The 24807-nt window shown below is 55.9% G+C and carries 27 protein-coding genes; 9 read left to right on the top strand and 18 right to left on the bottom strand.

Annotation, left to right across the window (positions count from 1 at the left end; genetic code table 11):
- Positions 1-57: 57 nt before the first annotated feature.
- Entirely contained in the window at positions 58-1491 is a 1434-nt protein-coding gene (locus tag QZ197_RS01365; RefSeq protein ID WP_296429423.1) for an FAD-linked oxidase C-terminal domain-containing protein, read from the bottom strand.
- 90 nt (positions 1492-1581) lie between these two features.
- On the opposite strand from QZ197_RS01365, the gene QZ197_RS01360 reads away from it, so the two are divergent.
- Together QZ197_RS01360 and QZ197_RS01355 are read left to right on the top strand one after the other, a co-directional pair.
- Positions 1582-2280, top strand: a complete 699-nt coding sequence (locus QZ197_RS01360) for a DUF599 domain-containing protein (RefSeq protein WP_296429422.1) — start codon at positions 1582-1584, stop codon at positions 2278-2280.
- Entirely contained in the window at positions 2277-2615 is a 339-nt protein-coding gene (locus QZ197_RS01355; RefSeq protein WP_296429421.1) for a hypothetical protein, read from the top strand. The genes QZ197_RS01360 and QZ197_RS01355 overlap by 4 nt, the downstream gene beginning before the upstream one ends.
- Here QZ197_RS01355 and QZ197_RS01350 read toward each other — a convergent pair.
- Genes QZ197_RS01350 through QZ197_RS01330 form a run of 5 tightly spaced genes read right to left on the bottom strand, consistent with a single transcriptional unit; the run spans position 2612 to position 10290 of the window.
- Entirely contained in the window at positions 2612-3532 is a 921-nt protein-coding gene (locus tag QZ197_RS01350) for an endonuclease/exonuclease/phosphatase family protein (RefSeq protein ID WP_296429420.1), read from the bottom strand. The genes QZ197_RS01355 and QZ197_RS01350 overlap by 4 nt on opposite strands.
- A gap of 15 nt (positions 3533-3547) precedes the next feature.
- A complete protein-coding gene (locus QZ197_RS01345; protein WP_296429419.1) occupies positions 3548-5614 on the bottom strand; it encodes a hypothetical protein in 2067 nt (688 codons plus the stop codon).
- Positions 5614-8361, bottom strand: coding sequence for a DUF4159 domain-containing protein (locus QZ197_RS01340; RefSeq protein ID WP_296429418.1), 2748 nt, complete (start codon positions 8359-8361; stop codon positions 5614-5616). The genes QZ197_RS01345 and QZ197_RS01340 overlap by 1 nt, the downstream gene beginning before the upstream one ends.
- A gap of 52 nt (positions 8362-8413) precedes the next feature.
- A complete protein-coding gene (locus tag QZ197_RS01335) occupies positions 8414-9286 on the bottom strand; it encodes a DUF58 domain-containing protein (RefSeq protein WP_296429417.1) in 873 nt (290 codons plus the stop codon).
- On the bottom strand, positions 9283-10290 hold the full coding sequence (locus QZ197_RS01330) for a MoxR family ATPase (RefSeq protein WP_296429416.1): 1008 nt from the start codon (positions 10288-10290) through the stop codon (positions 9283-9285). The genes QZ197_RS01335 and QZ197_RS01330 overlap by 4 nt, the downstream gene beginning before the upstream one ends.
- A gap of 70 nt (positions 10291-10360) precedes the next feature.
- Between QZ197_RS01330 and QZ197_RS01325 the strand changes: the two genes are divergently transcribed.
- From QZ197_RS01325 to QZ197_RS01315, 3 genes are all read left to right on the top strand, one after another.
- Positions 10361-10936 carry a DUF1285 domain-containing protein gene (locus QZ197_RS01325; protein WP_296429415.1) on the top strand — a complete coding sequence of 192 codons (576 nt, stop codon included), beginning with the start codon at positions 10361-10363 and terminating at the stop codon, positions 10934-10936.
- A 52-nt stretch (positions 10937-10988) separates the two neighbouring features.
- Positions 10989-11744 (top strand): TIM barrel protein, encoded by a 756-nt coding sequence (locus QZ197_RS01320; protein WP_296429414.1) that lies wholly within the window; start codon positions 10989-10991, stop codon positions 11742-11744.
- Between the two features lie 77 nt (positions 11745-11821).
- Complete coding sequence (locus tag QZ197_RS01315) at positions 11822-12823, top strand: serine hydrolase (protein WP_296429412.1); 1002 nt, start codon at positions 11822-11824, stop codon at positions 12821-12823.
- A 31-nt stretch (positions 12824-12854) separates the two neighbouring features.
- Here QZ197_RS01315 and QZ197_RS01310 read toward each other — a convergent pair whose 3' ends face one another.
- From QZ197_RS01310 to QZ197_RS01300, 3 genes are all read right to left on the bottom strand, one after another.
- On the bottom strand, positions 12855-13562 hold the full coding sequence (locus QZ197_RS01310) for a von Willebrand factor type A domain-containing protein (RefSeq protein WP_296429411.1): 708 nt from the start codon (positions 13560-13562) through the stop codon (positions 12855-12857).
- Positions 13559-14095 (bottom strand): RNA polymerase sigma factor, encoded by a 537-nt coding sequence (locus QZ197_RS01305; RefSeq protein ID WP_296429457.1) that lies wholly within the window; start codon positions 14093-14095, stop codon positions 13559-13561. The genes QZ197_RS01310 and QZ197_RS01305 overlap by 4 nt, the downstream gene beginning before the upstream one ends.
- A 130-nt stretch (positions 14096-14225) precedes the next feature.
- Positions 14226-15704 carry an NAD-dependent succinate-semialdehyde dehydrogenase gene (locus tag QZ197_RS01300; protein ID WP_296429410.1) on the bottom strand — a complete coding sequence of 493 codons (1479 nt, stop codon included), beginning with the start codon at positions 15702-15704 and terminating at the stop codon, positions 14226-14228.
- Positions 15705-15769: 65 nt separating this feature from the next.
- On the opposite strand from QZ197_RS01300, the gene QZ197_RS01295 reads away from it, so the two are divergent.
- Together QZ197_RS01295 and QZ197_RS01290 are read left to right on the top strand one after the other, a co-directional pair.
- Positions 15770-16543 (top strand): alpha/beta hydrolase, encoded by a 774-nt coding sequence (locus QZ197_RS01295; protein WP_296429408.1) that lies wholly within the window; start codon positions 15770-15772, stop codon positions 16541-16543.
- A 156-nt stretch (positions 16544-16699) separates the two neighbouring features.
- Entirely contained in the window at positions 16700-17011 is a 312-nt protein-coding gene (locus QZ197_RS01290; RefSeq protein ID WP_296429406.1) for a hypothetical protein, read from the top strand.
- Between the two features lie 56 nt (positions 17012-17067).
- On the opposite strand, the gene QZ197_RS01285 is transcribed toward QZ197_RS01290, so the two are convergent.
- The gene (locus tag QZ197_RS01285; protein WP_296429405.1) at positions 17068-17697 is read right to left on the bottom strand and encodes a ribonuclease T2; all 630 of its coding nucleotides are present in this window, start codon (positions 17695-17697) and stop codon (positions 17068-17070) included.
- A 137-nt stretch (positions 17698-17834) separates the two neighbouring features.
- Between QZ197_RS01285 and QZ197_RS01280 the strand changes: the two genes are divergently transcribed.
- Positions 17835-18587, top strand: a complete 753-nt coding sequence (locus QZ197_RS01280) for a DUF1013 domain-containing protein (RefSeq protein ID WP_296429404.1) — start codon at positions 17835-17837, stop codon at positions 18585-18587.
- A gap of 55 nt (positions 18588-18642) precedes the next feature.
- Here QZ197_RS01280 and QZ197_RS01275 read toward each other — a convergent pair whose 3' ends face one another.
- From QZ197_RS01275 to QZ197_RS01245, 7 genes are all read right to left on the bottom strand, one after another.
- Positions 18643-19260, bottom strand: a complete 618-nt coding sequence (locus QZ197_RS01275) for a class I SAM-dependent methyltransferase (protein ID WP_296429403.1) — start codon at positions 19258-19260, stop codon at positions 18643-18645.
- 56 nt (positions 19261-19316) lie between these two features.
- On the bottom strand, positions 19317-19913 hold the full coding sequence (recR, locus tag QZ197_RS01270; protein WP_296429402.1) for a recombination mediator RecR: 597 nt from the start codon (positions 19911-19913) through the stop codon (positions 19317-19319).
- A 5-nt stretch (positions 19914-19918) separates the two neighbouring features.
- Positions 19919-20278, bottom strand: a complete 360-nt coding sequence (locus QZ197_RS01265; RefSeq protein ID WP_296429401.1) for a hypothetical protein — start codon at positions 20276-20278, stop codon at positions 19919-19921.
- A complete protein-coding gene (locus tag QZ197_RS01260) occupies positions 20278-20622 on the bottom strand; it encodes a YbaB/EbfC family nucleoid-associated protein (protein WP_296429400.1) in 345 nt (114 codons plus the stop codon). The genes QZ197_RS01265 and QZ197_RS01260 overlap by 1 nt, the downstream gene beginning before the upstream one ends.
- A 15-nt stretch (positions 20623-20637) precedes the next feature.
- Positions 20638-21039, bottom strand: coding sequence for a hypothetical protein (locus QZ197_RS01255; protein WP_296429399.1), 402 nt, complete (start codon positions 21037-21039; stop codon positions 20638-20640).
- Positions 21015-22760, bottom strand: coding sequence for a DNA polymerase III subunit gamma/tau (locus QZ197_RS01250; protein WP_296429398.1), 1746 nt, complete (start codon positions 22758-22760; stop codon positions 21015-21017). The genes QZ197_RS01255 and QZ197_RS01250 overlap by 25 nt, the downstream gene beginning before the upstream one ends.
- 66 nt (positions 22761-22826) lie before the next feature.
- Entirely contained in the window at positions 22827-23189 is a 363-nt protein-coding gene (locus QZ197_RS01245; protein WP_296429397.1) for a DUF202 domain-containing protein, read from the bottom strand.
- 59 nt (positions 23190-23248) lie between these two features.
- Between QZ197_RS01245 and QZ197_RS01240 the strand changes: the two genes are divergently transcribed.
- A complete protein-coding gene (locus QZ197_RS01240) occupies positions 23249-23734 on the top strand; it encodes a protein-tyrosine phosphatase family protein (protein WP_296429396.1) in 486 nt (161 codons plus the stop codon).
- Here the strand turns inward: QZ197_RS01240 and rsgA are convergent.
- Positions 23731-24762, bottom strand: coding sequence for a ribosome small subunit-dependent GTPase A (gene rsgA, locus QZ197_RS01235; protein WP_296429456.1), 1032 nt, complete (start codon positions 24760-24762; stop codon positions 23731-23733). The two genes, QZ197_RS01240 and rsgA, sit on opposite strands and share 4 nt — an antisense overlap.
- Positions 24763-24807: the final 45 nt, after the last annotated feature.

The following is a 24807-nucleotide window of genomic DNA, read 5'->3' as shown; positions in this document are numbered from 1 at the left end:
CTTCCGAGTAAAAATATCCTGGGGGAGCCCCGATCAGGGGCGGGGGCAAAGCCCCTTCTATGCGGCGCGGCGTGCCTCTGAGTTGGCCAACGGAAAGACCTTTGCAGCGTTCAGCAACCATGCGGGATCAAACACGTCCTTGATGGCCATCTGCGCTTCAAGATCGGCAGGATCATACTGCACATTCATAAGATCGCGCTTTTCAATGCCCACACCGTGTTCGCCGGTCAGGCAACCGCCAACTTCGACACAAAGTTTGAGGATTTCTGCGCCAAATTCTTCGCACAGTTCCAGATCACCGGGTTTGTTGGCATCAAACAGGATCAGCGGGTGCATATTACCGTCGCCTGCGTGGAACACATTGCCCACATCAAGGCCGAACTCTTTGGACATCTCTCCGATCCGGCGAAGGACCAGCGGCAGGGCCGACACAGGAATCGTTCCATCAAGGCACATGTAATCGTTGATCTGGCCCATCGCACCAAAGGCGGACTTGCGTCCCAACCAGATGCGACCTGCCTCTTCGGCGTCTTTGGCTTCGCGCAATTCTACCGGATTGTGGCTCGCTGCAATTTCCATGATCAGTTTCAACTGCGCATCGATTTCGTCGTTCGATCCTTCGACCTCGACAATCAGCAATGCTTCGCACATCGGATAGCCCGCCTTCGCGAATTTCTCGGTTGCTTCGATGCAAGGGCGGTCCATGAATTCAATCGCGACAGGCAAGATGCCCGCTTTGATAATGTCGGTCACGACTTGGCCTGCAACTTCGGAGCTATCGTAGCCCATGAGAACTGGCCGCGCCCCTTCTGGTTTGTGCAAAATGCGCAATGTCGCTTCGGTGACGACACCTAACTGGCCCTCGGACCCGCAGATCACACCCAAGATATCCAAACCGCCTGCATCCAGATGCGCGCCGCCGATATCAACGATGGTACCGTCCATCAGGACCATTTTCACGCCCATTAGATTGTTTGTGGTCACACCGTATTTCAGGCAATGCGCACCGCCCGAATTCATCGCGATATTACCCGCAATCGCACATGCCAACTGGCTTGACGGGTCAGGCGCATAAAAGAAGCCGTTGGTTTCCACCGCACCGGTCACGGACAAGTTGGTCCGGCCCGTTTGGACGCGAATATAGCGGTCGTCATAATTCGTTTCGATCACGTCATTCATCTTGGCCACGCCAAGGATCACGCAGTCAGCCGTTGGCAGCGCACCGCCAGCAAGAGAAGTCCCAGACCCGCGTGGCACAACAGGCACACCCATTTCGTGGCATATCTTCAGAACGGCTGCGACCTCTTTGGTGTTGGCGGGCAACACCGCGCAAAGTGGCGGGCACTTATATGCCGTCAACGCATCACATTCATAGGCTTGGGTTTCACGCTCGTCAGAAATCACTGCGTCGCGCGGCAACACTTCTTCCAGTCGCGCCACAATTTGTGCTTTGCGCATCAAAACATGCGCATTTGGGGTTGGCATTTCCATGAGACGACTCCCTGAGCTTCTATTTGGTAAAAATATATTACCAATTTTGCATTATGGCAAGTCTGAACTGGAAAGGCTAAGGATGTCCACATGCAAATACTTGATCACATGGCACTTCTTTCACCGCTCGACTGGGTCGCCGCAGGCGCTGTCCTAGCGTCTTGGCACATTTTGGGCTGGATGATCGAACATCCATTTGCCAAAAGGCCCTCGGTCACGGTTCTTATGTCAGAACGCAGGCGCGACTGGATGAAGGTTTTCGTAACCCGTGATCCAAGGATATTTGACAGCCAGATTCTTGCTAGCTTGCGTCAGGGGACAGCGTTTTTTGCGTCCACCTGCCTGCTGGCTGTCGGCGGTGTATTGGCTTTGGCTGGCAACACCGAACCTTTGCGCGGGGTTGAGGCCGAAGTGACGGCAATGACGACGCCGGTTTTGATCTTTCAACTTAAACTGGGGTTGGTCGCCTTGCTTTTGACCAATGCATTTCTAAAGTTCGTCTGGTCCAATCGCGTCTTTGGCTACTGCGCCGTTTTGATGGCTGCCGTGCCAAATGACCCCAACGATCCAAGTGCGTTTCCCCGCGCGGCACAAGCGGCAGAACTGAACATTCGCGCTGCCATCAACTTTAATCGCGGTTTGCGGACGATGTATTTTGCGCTTGCTGCTTTGGCGTGGCTTTTGGGCGCGACCGCATTGATTATCGCAACGGTTGTGGTTGTCTGGGTTGTCTGGTCACGGGAATTTGCATCGCTGCCCCGGACAATTCTGCTAAACGACAAAGTATGAAGCTAAGTGTCATCATCGCCCTGCTTGCTGCCCCCGCATTTGCGGACGCACCTGTTATCGAAAACGTTGTCGTCAGCGGCGACCGTTTCAGTGTCACGTTGTCCCATCCCGATACGGGCTGGGACCACTATGCTGATGGTTGGGAGGTTCTGGATGCACAGGGCAACAGCCTTGGTATTCGCGAATTGGCGCATCCGCATGTCACCGAACAACCCTTTACCCGTGCGCTATCAAACGTGCAGATACCGGTAGGTGCCGAAGTCGTTTACATTCGCGCCCGCTGCAATGTTGACGGCTGGTCAGATGCATTGTTTGAAGTGCGCATCGACAACTAAGGTGTGTCGCCCAAACGGTAGTCTGCCACGACGGGGTAGTGGTCTGTTGGCCATTCCCCAGCATATTTCTGCCGCAGCACAAAAGGCCCTGCCGCCAGTTCGGCCTGACCAGAGGATGCGATATGGTCTATCGCGCCGAATAGATTGATCCCGCGATTGAAGTGCACTGTGGCACCTTGCACGGGGGCGAAATCTAACCCTGTGTCAGCAAGTATATCCACAACCTTGTCACCAATGCGCGCGTTCAAATCACCCAATACAAACACTGTCTGCCCGGCGTCGATCCACGGTGCGATCCGCGCTGCGACCAGTTCGACCGATTGAACACGGTTCGATCTACTTCCAAAGTCAGTGTGGATATTGACCACTTTGAACTCTGCGCCGTTGTGCAGGTCACGGAACATGGCCCAAGATGTAAATGCGGGATATGATTCATTGAAAGTGGGCGCGTAGATTACATCAGGCGTGTCAGAAAAAAAGAACCATCCTTGGTCAAGCAACGCAAGCCGTTCCCTGCGGTAAAAGATAGGTTGAGTCGACGGAAAAACATCCGGATCACCGACAGCCGCTGCTGCATAGTCTGGATTGTTCAATAAGAGCCAATCAAGCGTCAGATTGATTTTCCCGCCACTGCCGCGCGCAAAGCTTTCCATTTCTTGAAAACCGATGGCATCCGCGTTGATATCATCGAATGCCAGCGCCAATGGAACTTTGCGACGGTCCCAATCTCCGCGCGACCAAGGGCCGGTGTCTTTTCCCAAGATGATGTAGTGTACATTGTAAGTGCCCAAACGCAGGGTGTTTGCGGCCTGATCTGCAATCGGCACATTGCCCGAGTTGCGCACAGTCTGACAACCAACCAGAGCGACAAACGCAACAAGAAGAGTGCCGCAGATCTTGATCAGCGTTATCAGCATTCTATCAAGATTTCCTTACCGCCGCCCTTCACGAAGCCAAGCACCCACGATCAAGAGTGCCGCTAACAGCAAGAACGCCCATGCAGGCAAAATGGGCTTAATACTGATGTCAGCGGTCCGGTAGGCGTCGCGTGGCGTGATACCGATCCAACCGCGTCCTGCCGCCGGACGGCCTGCGCGTACACTCCGGATATTCACATCGCCTGCCGCAATGGGCATGATCCCGCCACGTTGGCTGTCGACCAATGGTTGCAACGCCTCGGCGCTGGCGATCGTTTGTTCGAACTCGCGCGGGGCCGATGGGCCAAGTGCGATAACGGCAGATTGATCTGCATCTTCGAGCCGGTAAAGCCCGATTTCAGGACCCGTCCAAAGCGCCTCGAAGCGCCCCGGCGAAATTTCTTCGAGGGTCACAACCGTTGTGGACCCATCCGGATGGGTGATAGTGACATCGCCTGTTGTCGTTTCCAATGTCCGCCGGATAATCCGCATCGTCTGGCCTGTTGGTTCGACCCACAGCGCTTCTTCTTCAAGCTCTGGCTCTTTCATCATCCAATGGGCCAAACGGCGCAGCAGTTCCAACTGCGGCCCACCGCCTTCGTAACCGCGATCCCAAAGCCATGAATGATCTGACGCAATCAGTGACACGCGTCCTTCGCCGATGCGGTTCAGGGTCAAAAGCGGGCGATTATCTAGGCCGGACATGACAGTTGTCGCACCCTCCGGAACCAGCACATCAACCAAGCGGAACCAGCGGCCCCAGCCCGGTCCGTCACCGTCAGGATTGGGCGACAAAGCATCAAGCCCTTCGGTCACGGGATGCCGTTGCCCGATATCGGTGATCTGCGGCACGAAGCCTTCTTCAAACACCCGCGCGGTTGGCGCACCCGGCAAGATTTCACCCAAAGGAGAGCGGTAAATGCTTTCAGCTGCCCCGTATTCGGGACCAGATGAAATCAAAACAGCGCCGCCTTGTTCGACGTAAGTGCGGATATTTTCAAGGTATGCGCTAGGCAGAATACCCCGACGACGGTAACGGTCAAAGATGATCAGATCGAAGTCGTGGATCTTTTCCAAAAATAATTCGCGCGTCGGAAATGCAATCAAGGAAAGTTCGTTTACAGGAACGCCGTCTTGCTTCTCAGGGGGGCGCAAAATGGTGAAGTGCACCAGATCAACAGCAGCGTCCGATTTGAGTAGATTGCGCCATGTCCGCTCGCCGGGATGCGGTTCGCCGGACACCAGTAGAACGCGCAAGCGGTCGCGCACGCCGTTAATTTGCACAACTGCGGTGTTGTTGCGGTTCGTCAATTCGCCGTCTGCCTCGGGGATCGTGAATTGCAGCACGTTCATGCCGCCATGGGGCAGTTGCAATGGCAAGCCGATGTCTTCACCGATGGGAACAGGCACCGTGATAGGTGGCTCTCCGTCAATCGAAATGGATAGCGGGACCGACGTCGTGTTCGGCGCGGCACCTTGGTCCTCGATGCGCAGAGTGAGCGTCACTTCTTCACCAAGGATCGCAAAGGCTGGCGCGTTTGATACGATCAAGCGGCGGTCCCAATCGTCAGGCTGACCGGTCAGAATTGCATGCAAAGGGGCGGGCAGGTCCGGCGCGCGTTCAATGTCGTGCAAGCGTCCGTCCGTGATCAGGATAATGCCTGCGACACGGGCGCGCGGTTCATCCGCAAGGGCCTGCGCCACCGACGTCATAAGTTCCGTTCCAGCGTCGCCTTCACCGTCGCCCAACGTGACAAGGCGGGTTTCGGTATTTGGAATTCGGGCTAATTCGGCCTCGATATTGGCAAGGGCTGCGGCATTCTGGGATGCACGGTCACTGATCCGCTGGCTGGCGCTTTCGTCGACGACGACGACCACGATATCCGAAAGCGCTTCGCGATCTTCTTGTTGGATTGCCGGATTTGCCAAGGCGATCAGCAAAACAAGCCCCGCAAGGCCCCGCAGCCACCACCCGGCCAACCTGCGCCAAACCGCAAGCGCCACGCCAATGGCCGCCAAAGCAGTCACGACATAAAGCAGCGCCAGCGGGATCATCGGGTCAAGAACAAGGGTGCCTGTCATCATTGCCCCAATCGGTCCAGTAAATCAGGCACATGGACCTGATCGGATTTATAATTGCCCGTCAGCACATGCATGATCACATTCACGCCAAAACGCAGCGCGAATTCGCGTTGCCGCTCGCCTGATGCGCCGCGTCCCACGGGGAACATCCGCCGTCCTGCCGCATCAACTGCCCAGGCGCGTGCCCAATCGTTCCCGCCGATAATAACGGGTGTTACGCCATCATTGAGATTGCGAAATGGCATGCCTTCGGTGCGGGGCCCGGTGTCAGTAGCCTCTTCGACCCAAACGTCGCGACTTGCGTAACGTCCGGGGAAGTCTTGCAGCAAATAGAACGTCCGCGTGAGGACGTGGTCGGACGGAATGGGGGCAATGGCCGGAATATCCAAAGACCGTGCTATGGCTTGCAGCTTGCGGCCCTCGGGCGAGCTTGATCCGAACCGTGCCGTGTCCGCGTCGCGAGTGTCAAACATGATCATCCCGCCAGTCCGCAGATAGCGGTTCAACTTGGCGTAGGCGTCGCGGCTAGGCAGTGGTTGGTCAGCGGTGACAGGCCAATAAAGGAACGGAAAAAAAGCGAGCTCGTCGGTTTCAAGGTCCACCCCGATGGGGGCTGCTGGTTCAATCGATGTACGCCGGAACAAGGTTTGCGATAGCCCCGACAGGCCGGCAAATGCGACATCGTCGGTCTCGGCGTCACCAGTGAGGACATGGCCCAATACGACTTCGCTCGTGGCGCGCAAGGCGAAATCATCATTGGTTTGCGCGTGTGCTTCTGGTGCCCAGAACAGGGCCAATACCAAAGCCGCGGCAACATCTGCGCGTGGTCCACGCAAGCGCCCACCAATTGCCAAGGATGCGATTACATCGACAAGCAGCAGCAAGATCACTGCACTTAGCAGCCAGCCCTTGAGTGCGGTTTCGCGCACAACCGACATGCCCTCGATCGCGATGCGTGCGGGCCATTGCGCGACGCTTAGGGTGGTATCCGAGCCAATGACATTTACCGCGATTTGGCGGTCGCCGCCCGCATAAAGACCAGGCAATAGATCCGGGCCGAGTGTTCCAGCCACTAATTCTTCGCCTGCAACGCCCGACAGGGCGCTGCCATCTTCAAGCCTGCCAAATGCGTCGAGGACTTTGTTTGGCAGCCACGTCGTACCGTCAAGCGCGCTTTCTTCCAGTTCCGCAGGGCGGGTGGAAATGGCCAATCGCTCTAGCATTTGCACGAACAAGCCTGAAAGCGGTAAAGTTGACCATTCTGCATTTGCTGTCACGTGGACCAGGACAACCTGACCTTCGCCGCTAAGTTTACGCGTGACCAAAGGCGTGCCGTCTGACAATTGCGCGATAACGCGGTCGGCCAACGTGGGATCGGGCTGGGCCATGACTTGTGATGTGACTGTGACATCTTCCGGCACCGGGAGGCCGAAAAATGGGCTATCTTGGGTGAATGGGGCGAGGGTTTTAGGTGCACCCCAACTCATTGCACCACCAACAGACCGCCCGCCAGAGCGAAGTCGAACGGGCAAAAGCGGGTCGTCAAAGTTGCGCCCTTGATCAGATGCTGCCAAACGCGGGCCTGCAAAACGCAGTAACATGCCGCCATTTTCGACCCAGTCCGCAATGGCGTCTGCTTCGGCCAAGGTTGCCACATCTGCCAAGATGATGACGTCTGGATTGGCCAAAAGGATATCGTCGACAGCACCATCAATGATGTCTGCGGTAGGCTCCAATGCTTCGCGCAAGTAATAAAGCGGCGACAACAGCTCTAGTCCTTCACGCTCGTCGCGCGCGGCAATCAAGGCGACTTCGCGCCGTTTCAGCGCGTCGTCTGTTAAGGTCACGGCAGCGGCAGAGCGGGTGCCGGTAACTTCAAAGCGGGTGATCCGGTTGCGCAGTTCTGGCTGCAAAACCATAGCCGTTTCGACCACAGGTTCGCCCGCGCTGAACGAAAGCGGCACGGTCGCGAGCGAGCGTTCTACGCCAGCGGGGTCAAGGCCGGTGGCTGTGATCGTTGTCTCAAACGGGTTGCCGATTGGGGTGCGTACGGCGGAAACGATGACTTCGCCATTTTCAAAACGCGCGGGACGCAAACCGATGGTTTGGCGGGGTGTTTGAAACACGGTCACTGCGCCACGATTTTCGAGGGTCGCCAAAAGATCGTCGCGGCCATTCCAGTCTAAACCGTCGGAAATCCAGTATGTTTCAAACGCACCTTGGGTTTGCGCGAACCACTGGGCGGGATCATTTGGCTGCCATGGTTTAGGTTGTACGTTGGCCAAGCGGTTTTGCCAGTCGCGCGGTGCCGCGAAGGGTAAATCGCCCACAGGAAGGTCAGTCAAGTTAATCACGGCCGCACGCCTGTCTGCCAGTGCAGCTTCGGTCAGCAGAGTGTTTACACGGTCGATCCGCGACTGCCAACTTGCGGCGCCGGCCCATGTGCCGTCCAGCACAATGACCAGATCGCCAGATCCGTCGCGTGCGTTTTGCGGGTTTAGAACCGGGCCTGCAAATCCAATGATCGCGGCTGCGACAGCGAGAGTGCGCAGCAAGAGCAACCACCAAGGTGTCCGGTCAGTTTGGTTTTCATCATCTGTAAGGCCCAGCAAGAGTGCGACACCTGGAAACCGTCTCCTAATTGGCGCGGGCGGAACAGCGCGCAGCAATATCCACAGGATCGGGAGTGCAATCAGGCCGAGCAGTAGCCACGGAGCAGTAAAGCCTATGGGACCTAGCGACCACATTATGCGTGGCCCTTTTGAGTATTTGGAACAAAGCGAGGTGGGGTTTTATGCATCATGCCTGCCGCTCCAGCGCGTTGTAGAGCCACAGGAGTGCGTTTGTTGCACTTTGGCCTGTGTGGTGCGTTTGGAATTGCCAGCCGGTGATGCGTGCAAGATGCTGCAGCTTATCTTTGCGTGCGGCCAGCCGGTCGAGGTAGCGTGATTTCAGGTCGCTGGCTTTGAGTGTTTCATGCCGCAGCCCGCCTGACATGCTCTCGAATACTGTGCGCCCTTCGAAAGGGAATGCTTCTTCTTGGGGGTCGAGGATTTGCAGCAACGCACCGCCAACACCGCGATCAGCGGCACGCAGCAAGGCGTCTTCGATCGGTTTAATGTCGCCCAGAAAATCGCTGATGAACAAGGCCCGCGAATGCGGCAGCATACCTTGCGATTCAGGTGCCCCATAGTCGGTGTCGTCATCTTGGGACAATAGCTTCGCCATCTGCATCAGTTGGGCTTCGCCCCGACGTGGCGGAAGACGCAGCCCTGAAAGCCCGACCCTTTCGCCGCCGCGGATCAGTAAGATCGCGCAGGCAAGGCCCAGGGTGCGGGCGCGCAACCCTTTGCGAGGCAGGTTATCGTGCGAACGGAATGTCATCGCTGCCGCTTGATCTACCCATAGAATGACTGACTGTGCGATTTGCCACTCTTTGTCTTGCACGAAATTAGCATCGGACCGCGCAGAGCGCCGCCAATCGATACTACGCGCCGCGTCATGCGGTTGCGCGGGGCGGTATTGCCAGAATGTATCGCCCGTGCCCGCCCGCCTGCGCCCATGATCGCCCAACAGAACTGTCGTCGCCAAATGCTCTGCCTCTGCCAACAGCGGCGGCAAAGGTCCGGCAAGTGCTTCTGCTTGTGAGCGTAAGGCGAGCGGTTCGGTCATGCAGCCGCCGCGACCGTCGTGATTTGATCGGCAACGGTATTGATGACGTGGTGGATGCTTTCACCGCGTGCACGTGCCGCAAATGATAGGGCCATGCGGTGTTCCAACACTGGAACTGCCATTGCGCGCACGTCTTCTGCGGATGGGGCAAGCCGTCCTTCAAGCAGGGCTTGGGCGCGGACTGTCAGCATTAGTGCCTGAGCTGCACGCGGACCTGGCCCCCAACTTACGTTTTGGCGGACCAGATCGGGCGCGTTTTCGTCGTCCGGACGGCAAGCGCGTACCAGATCAAGGATCATTTCCACAATGTTTTCGCCTACAGGCATGCGGCGTAGCAAGTCTTGGGCATCGAGCAGTTCTTGCGCGGTGAAGACTTGGTTCGATTGTGCTTCGGTCGCGCCAGTTGTGGCGATCAGGATGTCTTTTTCAGTGGCACGATCAGGGTAGGGAACATCGATTTGGACGAGGAAACGGTCAAGCTGTGCTTCTGGCAGCGGGTAGGTACCTTCTTGTTCAATTGGGTTTTGCGTGGCGAGGACGTGAAACGGTACTCCAAGCGGGCGGTGTTCGCCTGCGATGGTGACTTCTTTTTCCTGCATCGCCTGCAAAAGCGCCGATTGGGTGCGTGGGGACGCGCGGTTAATCTCGTCTGCCATCAGCAGTTGGCAAAAAATCGGACCTTCAATAAACCGAAAATTGCGTTTGCCACCCTCGGAGGTTTCGAGCACTTCAGAGCCTAATATGTCTGCAGGCATCAAGTCCGGTGTAAATTGGATGCGATTGCCCTTGAGACCCATCACCGTCGACAGCGTATCGACAAGGCGAGTTTTACCAAGGCCGGGCAGTCCAACAAGCACAGCATGCCCGCCGCAGATCAGCGCAGTCAGGGTCAGGTCCACGACACGCGGTTGGCCGATAAATCGGGCCGCGATACTGGTGCGTGCTTCACCTAGTTTTACACCCAAGGTTTCGATTTGGGTGACAAGATCGGTGTCGTTGGCCATGACATTCCTCCGCATGAGCTATATTCGTGTATACGAACAGATAAACCCATCTCACCCAATGGCAAAAACAATGACCACACAAAAGATTGTTACTCCGTCGGCAGAAAGCCTCGCTAGTAGCGCCCGCGCCGCCCAAAAAGGCGGTTTGCCACCCGTACATTTGTGGAATCCGCCGCATTGTGGCGATATCGACATGCGGATTGCCCGTGACGGGACGTGGTTTTACATGGGCACGCCTATTGGCAGGCACGAACTGGTGAAACTATTTTCAACGATTCTGCGCCGTGATGGTGATGACTATGTTTTGGTCACCCCGGTCGAAAAGGTCGGGATCACGGTTGATGATGCGCCTTTTGTGGCCGTTGATTTCAACAAGCGTGGTGATGGGCTAGAGTTTGAGACGAATGTGGGTGACCGAATGATTGCGGGCAAGGATCATCCGATCCGTGTTGTCCGAGATCCGCAAACAGGCGAGCCGTCGCCTTATGTCTTGGTCCGTGCCAATCTGGAAGCCTTGATCGACCGCAAGTCGTTTTACCGGTTGGTTGAGCTTGGCGAACATGCGGCGCACGCAGGCGCGCAATGGTTTGGAGTATATTCTGACGGGGTCTTCTTCCCGATTATTCCTTCTGCGGAATTGGAATAGGTTCGTTTTTCAGTTCAACGCTTCATTCTGAATCCCCCCTAGGAGGTGTCATATGCCCAAACTCTGCGCCAACCTTACTTGGTTATTCACAGAACTGCCATTTCTGGAACGCTTTGAAGCTGCCAAAGGGGCAGGGTTTGATGCTGTCGAGGTTCTGTCTCCATATGACGTGAACGCCCAAGATATCGTCAAAGAACTGGCCAAGCATGATTTGCATATGGCGCTGATCAATTGCCCGCCGCCGAACTACACAGGCGGCGATCAAGGGTTTGCAGCAGTGCCAGGTTTGGAGCAGCGGTTTCGCACTGATTTCAAACGCGCGTTGCGCTATGCGCAGACGTTGGGTGCACAGCATCTGCATATCATGTCGGGTGCGGCGGAAGGTGCGGAGGCTAAGGCTACATTTATTGAGAACCTGCGCTGGGCCGCGGCAGAGGCGCCGGATCAAAGCCTCACGATAGAGCCGATCAACAACGATACGATCCCGGGATATTTCCTGAACGATTTTGATTTGGGTCGCGAGATTGTCACTTTGATTGACGCGCCTAACTTGCGGCTGCAGTTTGACACTTTCCATGCCGCTAAGATCACCGGCGATGTGCTGGGGACGTGGGCCGCGATGCGCGACATCACGGCGCATGTTCAGGTGGCGCAGATGCCGGACCGCTCGGAACCGGATCAGGGGCAGATCGATTATCCTGCGTTCTTTGCTGATCTGGATACACAAGGCTATCAGGGTTGGGTGGCTGGTGAGTATAAACCGCGCACGACAACGCTTGCGGGTGTTGGTTGGGCTGCGAAAAGCTAGCACCCCACGGGATTGTTAGTCGCCAATCAACGGCGGTGGCCTATTGTTCTTATAGCAAGCGGTCAGAGGATTTTTACATGGACAGGCGCAGCTTTTTGGTAGGCAGTGGGGCGGTTCTTGCGTCGCCTTCTTTTGCACAGGCAGACCCGTGGGCCGACATTTCAGCGCGCGCTAGTGCGCTTGATCAGTGCAACGCGCTTGCTATTCGTCAATCGGGGCGCATTGTTCTCTCGCAGGTGTTTCGCGGCCCATCAATCGGGCGAGCGGTGCCGATCAAATCGGTCTCAAAGACTGTTGTAGCAGCGCTGACGGGTGCCGCACTTGATCGCGGTGAGATAGCATCACTAGAGGCGCGGTTGGGCGATGTAGCACCCCAGTTGATCCCGCGCGAGGCTGATCCGCGTGTTGCTGGGATCACAATCGCAAATCTGATTACGATGCAGGCCGGGCTAGAGCGGACATCAGGGGCCAATTATGGCGGCTGGGTAAGCAGTAGCAATTGGGTTGCCAATGCGCTGGGTCGCGAATTTGTCGCAGAGCCGGGTTCGCGGATGCTGTATTCGACGGGATCGTTTCATGTGTTGGGCGCGGTCTTGTCTGAAGTATCAGGGCAGTCCCTGCGTGCCTTGGCCCGTACGCGGATTGGTGCACCATTGGGCATCGAAATACCCAGTTGGACCCGCGATCCGCAGGGGCGTTATCTGGGCGGAAACGAGATGTCATTGACCCTCGAAGGCATGGTGCGGTTTGGCGAAATGTATCGCCAGAATGGGACCTTTGATGGCGTGCAGGTTTTGAGTGCCGATTGGGTTAAACGCTCGTTTGAGGTGCGGACACGTTCTGCGTTTTCGGGATTAAATTATGGGTATGGCTGGTTTTTGGGATCGGGTGCTGGGGTGCCCTATGCGTTGGCGCGCGGCTACGGTGGGCAGATTATTTGTGTGGCGCCGACCGTTGAATTGACGCTGGCTTTGACGTCTGACCCTACACAGCCTGCACGCAGCGGCGGGTATTTTGGTGATATCAAGAACCTGATTGAGGGCCAGATATTGCCGGCGGCCCAAACCCAAATGGGATAAGGTGGATTTCTGTCCACCTTACATGCGGCAATTATTGCGATAAATCTTTGGCTAGCCGCATCAACATCACGGCTTCTGCGCGTTGCCCCGAAATGTCGGGCCCAAGGTTTGCCTGCGCGCGCGCAATGACATCGTCATAGCCTTTATCCCCAACTGCTTGAGGGTCGCGTAGCAAAATACCGAAACTCTCAATTGCTTCGGCAAAATTTGCGTCGATCTCTGGCGTGTCGGAATCGTAGGCAAATGCATTGACCATTTCTGCGATCTGCACGTCACTTTGTGATGGTAGTTTCCCTTGCAAGAGCGCTGCGCGTATTGCGTCGTATGATGTCTGAACGGCAACGCTGCGTGCAGCCATTCTAGCTGCTACAGGGGCATCATCTGCTGTGATCATTTGGGCCGGAGCTGCAAATTCTGCGACCAGACCCTCCTGGGCGGGTTCAACCGATTCCACAGGCGCGCTAAGTTGATTTGTACTCGGCGGTGTCTCCAAAAACAGGCTGGCTGCGACGACCAATACTGACGCAGTAACAAGGCCCTTTGCGGGACCGCTTTGCAACCAAGCACTTGCGCGTTGCCAAATGGTTCCAGTTGGCGCTGCTTCTTTCGCATTACGCGCCTGATGAAATACCGCAAAACTGTCTTGTGCCAATGCAATGTGGGCGGTCCTGCGAACATGATCAGGCTTTGGCGTTGCATCATCCATCAATGATTTCAGTTTGTTGAGGTCATCGTTCATGTCTTGCCCTCTTGTTCTTTTAACGCGCGCAAAGCCTTCTTTGCCTCTGACATGCGCCAACTAATCGTGCCTTCGGACACGCCCAGAACTTCGCCTGCTTGGGCGTGGGTCATGTCGTCCAGAACCAATGCGAGCGTGTCGCGCAGGTCTTGTGAAAGCTGGGACATTGCGACGGTCAACCAGTCCAGCTTTTCGGACATGTCATTGTTGGTCGCGGTCCGTTGAATTTCCCAATCGCCCCAGCCGTTGGTTGCTTTGGCGTAAGTGGCGCGCTTGCGCCGCCGGTCGTGGGCTGCATTGACAGCGACGCGGTATAGCCAAGTCGTGACCTTGGCGCGTTTTTGATAACTGCCTAGCTTTGCAGGTAATGCAGCACAGATATCTTGGGTCAGATCCTCGGCTTCGGAGCGTGTACCTGTCAGTCGAAAGCAAAACGCAAACAAGCGATCATAGTGACGATCAAGCAAGCTTGCGAAGGCCGCACCGTCACCGGCTGCGGCCGCTTCGGCCAAGTCTTCATCGCTGGTTATCATACGCATTACGGTGGTTGGACGCGCGCGAATGGTCAATCCTTGGCGGCAGCCGCAATTATTTTGTGAAAGTTGTGTGCGGGCCTAAATCATTGCGCGTCGACGCACTGACAAAGGCCCGCGAAAAGCGGTGTTAGACGCTTGTGCAGATGTATTTCATCTCAAGGTAGTCATCGATGCCGTGGCTTGATCCTTCGCGGCCCAAACCGGACTGTTTGACGCCGCCAAACGGGGCCACTTCGGTTGAAATGATGCCCGTGTTAACGCCCACAATTCCATATTCTAAAGCTTCGGCAACTTTCGTCACCCGGCTGAGGTCTTTTGCATAGAAATAGGAAGCCAGACCAAAGATCGTGTCGTTGGCTTGGGCGATCACATCGTCTTCGTTTTCAAACATGAACAGTGGCGCAAAGGGCCCGAATGTTTCGTCCTTGCTGACCAGCATATCCTTCGTGGCGTTGGTGACGATTGTCGGCTCGAAGAACTGACCGCCATAGCTGTGCGGCTTGCCGCCAGTCAGGATTTTGCCGCCTTTGGCGAGCGCGTCATCAAGGTGTTCTTGCACCTTATCAACGGCTGCAGGTTCAATCAGCGGTCCAAGGGTCGTGCCGTCAGTCAGGCCATCGCCAACCAAGAGTTTTTCAACAGCAACCTTAAGCTTCGCAGCAAAGTTATCATAGACACCCTTTTGCACATAAATCCGGTTGGCGCAGACGCAGGTCTGACCGTTATTGCGGAATTTGCAGGCGATTGCGCCAATCACGGCCTCGTCTAGGTCGGCATCGTCAAAGACGATGAATGGCGCGTTGCCGCCCAGTTCCATCGAGCATTTCATGACCTGATCGGCCGCTTGGCGCAGCAAGATGCGGCCAACCTCGGTTGATCCTGTGAAGGTCAGTTTGCGCACAATCGGGTTTTCGCAGAATTCTTTGCCGACTTCGGATGCTGAGGTGGACGTCACAACCGAAAATAGTCCCTTGGGAATGCCGGCCTCTTCGCCCAACTTTGCCATCGCAAGTGCCGACAGCGGTGTGAGCGATGCGGGGCGGATCACGAATGAACAACCCGCAGCCAGTGCCGGTGCCACTTTGCGGGCGATCATCGCGTTGGGGAAGTTCCAAGGCGTAATACCTGCGGCGACACCGATGGGCTGTTTAATCACGGTGATGCGTTTGTCGGCCATGTGGCCCGGGATTGTTTCGCCGTAGACGCGTTTTGCTTCTTCTGCGAACCATTCCACGAATGACGCGCCATAGGCGACTTCGCCGCGTGCTTCGGCCAGTGGTTTGCCTTGCTCTGCGGTCATGATGATCGCGAGGTCTTCTTGGTTTGCCATCAACAGATCAAACCATTTGCGCAGGATGTTTGCGCGTTCCTTGGCAGCGCGGGCCGCCCATGGCTTTTGTGCTTTTTCGGCCGTTGCAATGGCTGCGGCCACTTCGGCGCGCGACAAATCGGGGACTTTTGCGATCACGTCACCGCGTGCGGGATTGGTCACATCAAAGGTTTTGCCGCTAGCAGCGTTTACCCATTCACCTGATATGTAGGCCTGATCGCAGACAAGATCTGGGCGGGATAGCATGGACTTTAGATTGGTTGTTTCATCGAGCATGGTGGTCTCCCTTATACTTTGGCGCTATCTGAACGATGCAGGGGAGTGCCGTAAAGGGGGACATGATGGATTTCGACGATGCTTATGCGAATGCGGCGTATATTCCGGGTTCTGACGCCTATCCGGACAAATGGGCGCAGGCGGCAGCCAAGTTTCGGGCAGAGTGTTTGTGCGAAATAGATTTGCCATATGGCGAAACTGCCCGTCAAAAACTGGATTTGTTTCATCCTGACCGGCTTGCCAAGGGCTTGGTTGTTTTTGTGCATGGGGGTTATTGGCTGCGCTTTGATAAATCTTTCTGGTCGCATCTGGCTGCAGGGCCGCTTGCGCAGGGTTGGGCCGTAGCGATGCCGTCCTATGATTTGTGTCCTGACGTCCGGATCACCGATATTGGGCAGCAGGTGACCCAAGCTATTGCAATGGCTGCGGACCGTGTACCGGGGCCGATCCGGCTGGTTGGGCATTCAGCGGGCGGGCATTTGGTTGCGCGCGTCATGGCTGATCCGCGTCCAATCGGTTGGCAGCGACGGGTTGAGAAAATAGTACCTGTGTCGCCGGTTGGTGATCTTGCGCCATTGATACAGACGTCCATGAACAAAGACCTGCAATTGACCCAAGCCGAAGTTTTGCGCGAAAGCCCCGTGCATTTGCCAGCGCCCAAACCGGCGGTCACCGTCTGGGTCGGCGGGGATGAAAGGCCGGTTTTCATCGCCCAAGCGCATGCGCTCGCGGATGCATGGCATTGTAAAGAAGTAGTTGTACCCGGTCTTCACCACTTCAATGTAATCGAAGATATGGCAGACCCCAAAAGTGCGCTTGTTCATGAAATCTTAGCTTGAACCGGGTGATTATGGCGCAGAAGTCCGAAAACCCATGACTTTAAGGGTAGTTTTAGCTCAAAATAGGTGCTGGCAGTGGACCAATGGCCGTCGTCAGATTATTGTTTATCGAAAGAATTGACGCGCGAATCGCACAAAGGAAATGGTTTTGAACACATGGTTTTTTTAAGAAGTGTAATCTTGGTTTTGGCAGCGACAGCCTTGGTCGCCTGCGAGCGGTCAGGTGATGCGGACGATATAACGGATGGCGGCATCGACGGTGGGTTCCTACGTGACGGCGTGGCAAACGTCTGGATTGATCCGGATGGCTGCCAGCACTGGTATATTGATGACGGCCTTGAAGGCTTTATGACACCACGGCTAAACCGCGATGGAACACCAAAGTGTCAGGACGCGCGCGGCGAGGTCATGCTCAAAGATGGTAGCATGGTGATGGCCGAACAAGAGCCTGTGAACACAGGTTCCTAAGCCCAAGCTGGCGAAGATTACCGAAAAGGCATCAGATAACTGATGCCTTTTTTGCGTCAGCGCATGGGATCAAACTGTGCGTTGGTCATGGTGCAATCGCGGACGACATCACGTCCACAATCGCGAAACTTCAGATCGCGCGTCAAACAGATACGCGCCTCTTGGATGTAACCTGATTTGCAGGTGATCGTGATTTGATTTGCTTCAAGCTCTGGATTTTCCGCGATAAACGCATCTTCGACCAACAAAGCAGGTAGCGTAACTTGGCGGGCCAATTCGCGAAAAACCTCTGGTCGGGTGATCTTGCCATATGCTTGTCGGGACAGCGCATAGTAGTCGTCAGACGACAAACCGCTGCAAACCCCGTGTTTACGCCATTGATGCCAAGCCAGCCCAGAAGTGCCCATGATATCGGCCATTGCACTGGTATCACTGCGCGTAGGCGGACGTATCGCAGTGTTGCAATTGGCAGGATAGCCACGCTCATATTGCGGCCATAGCCCGTGCAGAATCCATCCAAAATTGGCGTCTGGATCGCATTGCGGGGAATTGCGGTCGTCCCCCTCAAGAGCGCACCAATTGGCCGACCACGACAACGACATGACGTAATAATCAAAGTCACCCGCGCGGTCTTGGGCGGATAGGGGTGCGGCCAGCAAACAAAGCAGGGCAAACAAGCGGTACATTTTTGATCTTTCCTATCGGTTTGCCAGTCACTATACAGTTGCCAAGTTCCCCGACAATGCGAACCCGGCTGCCAGTGCAGTCTGCCCAACTTAAGGGCGTGGGAGAGGCTTGTCTGCTGATAAGATGGAGATGAAAGATGTCCGATAAACCGATTATGGCCAAAGCGACTGCTGTTTGGCTTTGCGACAACACAACGCTGACCTTCAAGCAAATCGCGAATTTCTGCGGTTTCCATGAATTGGAAGTGCAAGGCATTGCTGACGGTGATGTGGCGACTGGCGTAAAGGGCTTTGACCCGATCGCCAACAATCAGTTGACCCAAGAAGAACTGGACAAAGCCGAAGCCGATCCAGCGCACCAGCTTAAGCTTAAGTTCTACGCTGCTGCGACTGGCGAAGAAAAGCGCCGTGGCCCGCGTTACACGCCATTGTCCAAGCGTCAGGACCGTCCTGCGTCGATCTATTGGCTGGTTAAATTCCACCCCGAACTGACAGACGGTCAAATTTCCAAGCTGGTCGGCACAACAAAGCCAACAATTCAGGCAATCCGCGAGCGGACGCACTGGAACATCAACAACATTGATCCAATCGATCCGGTCGCCCTAGGCCTTTGTAAGCAGTCAGAGCTGGACGCGGCCGTGCAAAAAGCAAATGCTAAAAAGGCCAAAGATGGCGAGGCGATGACTGATGATGAGCGTCGCAAGCTGGTTAGCACAGAGCAGTCACTTGGCATGGCGGCAGAGCCGAAAATGCCATCTGCGATGGCCGGACTGGAAACCTTTAGCCTGTCTGACAGCAATGATGACGATGAGGAAGAAGTTGACACGCGCGATGTCAAAGACGCGGACAGCTTCTTTAACCTGCCTGATGATGCAGACGATAAAGACTAAACTACCGTAGCACTAAGGTGCTATTGGGCGCTGCATTTTCGAATGTGGCGCCTTTTTATTTGCGCCGTGCCGCAATGAACCGCGTTGATTTCGTTTTGCCGTGATAGCCGGTTTCAACCAGTTCAAATCCCGCTTTCTCGAATGCGGCCTCTAGCTGCGGCGCGGTGAAGATAATAACATCTGGCGCTTTGCCAAGCCACTGCATCACCTTGATGAGCGGGGCCATTGCAACGCTCATGTCGCGCAAGCACGCTGTTTTGGTGATGAGCATGCCATCGGGTTTCAGTAGGCTGTGAAAATGCGCCAGCCCCGCGTCCAGATCATCCAGCAAGTGTAACAAGCTAAACGCGCAGATAGCGTCAAAGGGGCCACCTTCAATCGGCTTGGTTGCTTCGGACTGCACAAAGTGCAGGTTCGCCAGATCAGTAGCACGCAGCTTTTCGTTAGCAATCGCGAGCATTTCCCCCGAGATATCAGTGGCCGTCAGTTGCCCAACAGACGGGGCGAGTTTCAGTGCGGTGCTTCCTGTGCCGCAACCGATTTCAAGCAGATGATCCTCTGGACCCAAAAAACGACGGGTTCGGTCCAAAGTTTCTTCGTACCCGCCCATATCAGCGATCTTCGATGCGGCATATTTTTGGGCAGCTTTGTCCCAGAAGGTAGCGTTGGCCATAGGTTTGATCCTTTGTGCGGGTTGGGTCGCAAAAAACTGCGCTTTGGCGTCGACGTCTAGATTGCTTTACGCGCATTTAGCGCCGCAGTGATCGTGCCGTCGTCCAGATAATCTAATTCACCGCCCACAGGCACACCCTGCGCAAGTGATGTGACCGCGATGCCAGACAACTGATCAGCGATGTAATGTGCCGTCGTCTGCCCGTCGATTGTAGCTGCAAGGGCCAGAATTACTTCGGTCACTTCTTCGGTTTTGATCCGGTCGATCAACTTGGGAATGCGCAGCTCGTCCGGTCCAACCGCATCAAGCGCTGACAAAGTACCGCCCAATACATGATAGCGTCCTTTGAACACTTGCGCGCGTTCCATCGCCCACAGATCGGCCACATCTTCGACGACTGCAATCTGGCCAATGCCACGTTTTTCGGACGCGCAAATATCGCAAATGTCATCCGTACAAACGTTTCCGCAATTCAGACATTCGCGCACCGTCGCTCCCACCTGCTGCATCGCGTCAGCCAATGGTATCAGGAGCAACGACCGTTTTTTGATCAAATGCAAAACCGCGCGTCGGGCTGAACGTGGTCCCAGCCCGGGCAGTTTCGCCATCAATGCGATCAGGTTGTCGAGGTCTTGGTTGCCGTTTTTTGACATATATTTTATTTTAACCCGATCGGGAAAATACCATCGTGCATTCTCCAAAAGCTCTCTGCAGAGGTCCCATTCACCAATTCGGTTTCAAGGTTGTTGAAGACGGATGCGCGTTCTTTGAAGTGCGACCAAAGTGCGTATCCAGCACCAATGGCACATAAAAAAGATATGCTTGCGATCAATTGGAAAATACTTGCGGCAGGCCCGTACGAAGTTTCGGCAATCCAACCCAGCACTACAGTCGCGGTAAAAGCAATCGAGAACTGTGCAATACACGCGTTCCGTGCCGTTTCCAAAACTTCGATAGCTCCTTCAACTGTAAGAGGATGCGTCGCCGCATCTCTCTGAGAGTAAAAAACACGCATCATTAGAACGGCAGGTTCATGCCTGGAGGGAGGCCAAGACCTTCGGTCATTTTGCCCATTTCTTCTTGGGCGCGCGCGGTCGCTTTGCTTTGCGCGTCCTTGATTGCGGCAAGGATCAGGTCTTCGACGACTTCTTTGTCGTCACCGTTAAAGATCGACGGGTCGATGTTCAGGCCCTTCAATTCGCCTTTTGCAGTTGCGGTTGCCTTAACAAGGCCCGCGCCACTGACGCCTTCGACCATGATATTTTCAAGGTCGTCCTGCATCTGGGCCATTTTGCCCTGCATTTCTTGTGCTTGCTTCATCATCTTGGCCATATCGCCAAGCCCACCAAGTCCCTTAAGCATTTTATCGATCTCCCGTCATTCTTTTCCGCGCTGCCGCGGTGCTGTGTAGAGGACTACACCGATACATACCGCTACAGCAACTGCAATGAAAAGCGCGGGGCTGCCCACGCAACCCTCGACGCGGCCGATATCCATGATGCCGTAGCTGCCACCTGTTCCGGTTAATAAAAAGGTTGCAAGGCTCCAGCCAACAACGACGGCGACACCGCCCCATTCGCGGCGAAATCGCACTGCTAACGCCGTAGCGAGAACCAGCAACAAAACCAGCGGTGTCTGAAACAAGTGCAGCAGTTCGTCCATGCCCGACATCATGGTGCCGTCCCAGTTGGGGCGCAGGTCTTCGCAGACCTCTGCCCAAGCAGGGGCTGGAAATACAAGTGCAGCGGCAGTGGTTAATCTTCGTCGAACGGGTCCCACTCCTCGTCTACTTCCGGAAGTGCGTCGGTCAGGGCGTCAAGTGTCTTATCAGCCTCTGTACGAATGTCAGTGATTTTTGCCTTGGGAAAGGCTGCAATCACAGCTTGAACAAGGGGATGCGCCTCTGCCTCGGCGCGCACGGCATTTTCAGCTGCGTCGCGGGTTTCCGCAATTGTTGGGGCACCCCCGTCCACTACGCTGATTGCCCAGCGATTGCCGGTCCACGCTTGCAGGCGCGCACCAAGCCGGCCCACCAGATCGCGTGCTGCGTCAGCGGTTGGGTTTACCTCGATCCGGCCAGGTTGATAGCTGACCAACCGCAGACCGGTTTCGACCTCGACCAACAATTTCACGTCGCGGTGCATGCGGATCAGTTCGACCACATCCTCGAACCTGGCATAATGATGCAGCGGGTCAGTCTGCAGCGCGACGGCTGTTTGTGCGCCAGAGGCACTTGGCCCGCCAGGGCCGGAATGTGTGGGTGCAGGTGTGCGGGATATCGCGGTTGCACCGCCTGCATGTGGGGCAGGGCGTCCACCAGATGGACCGCTCGGGGGTGGTGTCGCGTCTTGCAGTTTGCGCACCAGTTCTTCGGGGCTGGGCAGGTCGGCTACATGGGTCAGGCGGATCACAGCCATTTCAGCGGCCATCATCGCGTTCGGGGCCATCGCGACTTCTTCGAGCGCCTTGAGCAGCATTTGCCACATCCGCGACATCACGCGCATCGGCAGATCGGCAGCCATTGCTTGGCCGCGTGTCCGCTCATCCGGGCTGATTGTCGGGTCTTCAGCCGCTTCGGGGGTAATCTTGATTACGCTGATCCAGTGACAGACTTCTGCCAGATCGCGCAGGACGGCCATGGGATCGGCGCCGTCGGCATATTGGCCGGACAGTTCGGTTAGGGCGGCGGCAGCTTCGCCCTTCAGGATCAAATCGAATAGGTCAAGCACCCGTCCACGATCGGCAAGGCCAAGCATCGCGCGCACTTGATCCGCCGATGTTTCGCCAGCACCATGGCTGATTGCTTGATCCAGCAGCGATTGCGCGTCGCGCGCTGATCCTTCGGCAGCGCGTGTAATCAGCGCCAGTGCCTCGTCCGTGATCTCGGCACCTTCGGCAGTCGCGATTTTGCGCAGCAAGGCGATCTGTGTTTCAGGTTCAATCCGTCGCAAATCAAAACGCTGACAGCGCGACAGGACAGTCACCGGAACTTGCCGGATTTCGGTTGTCGCAAAGATAAATTTCACATGTTCTGGCGGTTCTTCAAGCGTCTTCAACAACGCGTTAAACGCGTTCTTGGACAGCATGTGAACTTCGTCAATGATGTAGATCTTAAAGCGTGCAGAGGCCGCGCGGTAATGCACGCTATCGATAATTTCACGAATGTCGCCGACACCTGTCCGGGATGCGGCATCCATTTCCATGACGTCAACGTGACGCCCTTCCATGATGGCGACGCAATGTTCGCATTTCCCGCAAGGTTCGGTTGTCGGGCCGCTGGTGCCATCTAATCCGATGCAGTTCATGCCCTTTGCAATGATCCGCGCCGTCGTGGTTTTACCTGTGCCGCGAATACCCGTCATGATGAACGCTTGCGCAATCCGGTCGGCAGCAAACGCATTCTTGAGGGTGCGCACCATGGCGTCTTGCCCAACCATATCGGCAAAGGTTTCAGGCCGGTATTTACGGGCGAGCACTTGATAGGTTGGTTGATCGGTCATAGCGGCTTTCGCAAGGATTCGGGCGTCCGGTAAGACTAGGGGCAGCGACCGCTAAGGTCTAGCTGATCAAAGCGACCACAAGATCACACCGGTCGCAACTGCCGCAAATGTCATGATGGTCGCAAGACGCGTGTAATTGCGCGATGACGTGGCCTCGACATCGCGTTCGCTGAGACGTGCAAAGGTTTGGCAGGCTTGATTTCTGGCAGACCAGAATATTGCGATGGCTACACCAAGAAAGATCGTTGCAACCAGTTTGGCAGCCCATGTTGGTTCAAATGCGCCGAACACGGCCTTCAAGCCGATCGCGACACCGATTGCGCCAAGTCCCGTACCCATCCAGCTGGAAAAGGTGCGCTCGTTGGCCATGATCGTGCGATCTTCGGCCCAGTCGGTGCGCTTTTGCGATTGTTTGTTTTCTTCTGACATACGCGTAGACATAGCAGAGTTCTTGCAGAGTGCGAGGCTTGGAAGTTGAGGCCAGCAGATTGACACCATTCGCGATTTATCCAGTTCCTGTCGCAGGCGGTATCTTAGCGATATCGCCGATGCCGGGGCGCAGCGGTTGCTACGCCGCTGACATCGCGGAAGTAGTGGAATGGGCACCGGCGCTGGTGATTTCGATGGTTGAAATGGCGGAGTTTACGGCGAACCAAGTCACGTCCTTTGGCACTGACTTGCTGCGCGCGGGCATTGACTGGCAACATAATCCTGTGCCTGACTTTGGCGTGCCAGTGCGTTTGGAGTGGCCTCGAATTTGCAGAGACGTGGTTGCCAGATTGCAGTCGGGCGAGAACGTATTGATTCACTGTATGGGCGGCTGCGGTCGGTCCGGCATGATTGCCCTTCGCATTATGATCGCGGCTGGCGAACCCGCGGACACAGCACTGTTGAGGCTGCGCCAAGCGCGCCTATGCGCTATCGAAACCGACGCGCAGATGGCTTGGGCGGTGCAGGACGTCGCGCCTGCTTAGCGGCCCTTTTTCTGCACTGCAGCACGGTAGATTTTGCCTTGTTTGCGGCCCCGTTCGCGTGACTGCGCAATCGTTGCGGTCGCGTGTTCGTTTTCACGTTTGAGCTTTCTAAAACGCTCTAACCTGTCAGGGTCAATATCGCCTGACGCAATTCCAGCCTGCACTTTGCACCCCGGCTCTGATTCGTGGGCGCAGTCGCGGAATTTGCACTGCGTCGCACGTTCCGAAATCTCGGGGAAAGTTGCATCGATCCCATATGCGACCTCTGCTACGCCAAGCCCGCGCATACCGGGGGTGTCGATCAGCCAGCCGCCTGTTTTCATGCGGTGCAATGACCGACCAGTCGTCGTGTGCCGTCCGCGCGCGTCATCTTCGCGGATGTCCTGGGTCAACGCATTACCGCCCGTCAACGCGTTCGCAACCGTCGTTTTACCCACGCCTGACGATCCGGCCAAGGCAACTGTTTGACCCTTGCCGCACCATAGCGCCAAAACCTCGGCCACATCATCGTTTTTGGCGTCGCACGCGACAACTTCAAGATTGCGACCAAGCTGGCGAGCCTGGTCAACATAGCTGCCTGGATCGTCGCATTGATCGGCTTTGGTCAGCAGGATCACGGGTGTGATCATCGCGTCATGCGCAAGAGCAAGGTAACGCTCTAGTCGCGCAGGGTTGAAATCGTTGTTGCACGACGAGGTGATGAAAAGCGTATCGAGGTTTGCAGCGATCAGTTGTTTATCGCCCGTGTGGTATTCGGTGCCGCGCGTCAGCTCTGTTTGCCGTTCAAGAACGCGGGTCAGGCGGTGTTGTTCGACCGCGCATAGGACCCAATCGCCGACGGCAACAGCAGCAGTTGTGATGCCGGGGTCAAGGGTCATTTCCAGCGGGCCGATGTTGGAAAAGCCCACGACGCGGTCGCGGTGAACCGTGGCAATGCGGGCGGGGGTAAGGGTTTCCAGCTCTTCGATTTCAAGCTGGGACATATAAAACGGCGACCATCCAAGGTCGGCGCGGGTGAGATCTGTCAAAGGGTCGTCCTCGTCACAAAAGGGATTTTCGCTGGCAGCCGTTGG

Origin of the sequence: Yoonia sp. (assembly GCF_017854415.1) — a bacterium.
Lineage (GTDB): Bacteria > Pseudomonadota > Alphaproteobacteria > Rhodobacterales > Rhodobacteraceae > Yoonia.
The sequence above is the reverse complement of the archived record's forward strand: the minus strand, read 5'-3'. Positions and strand labels throughout refer to the sequence as shown.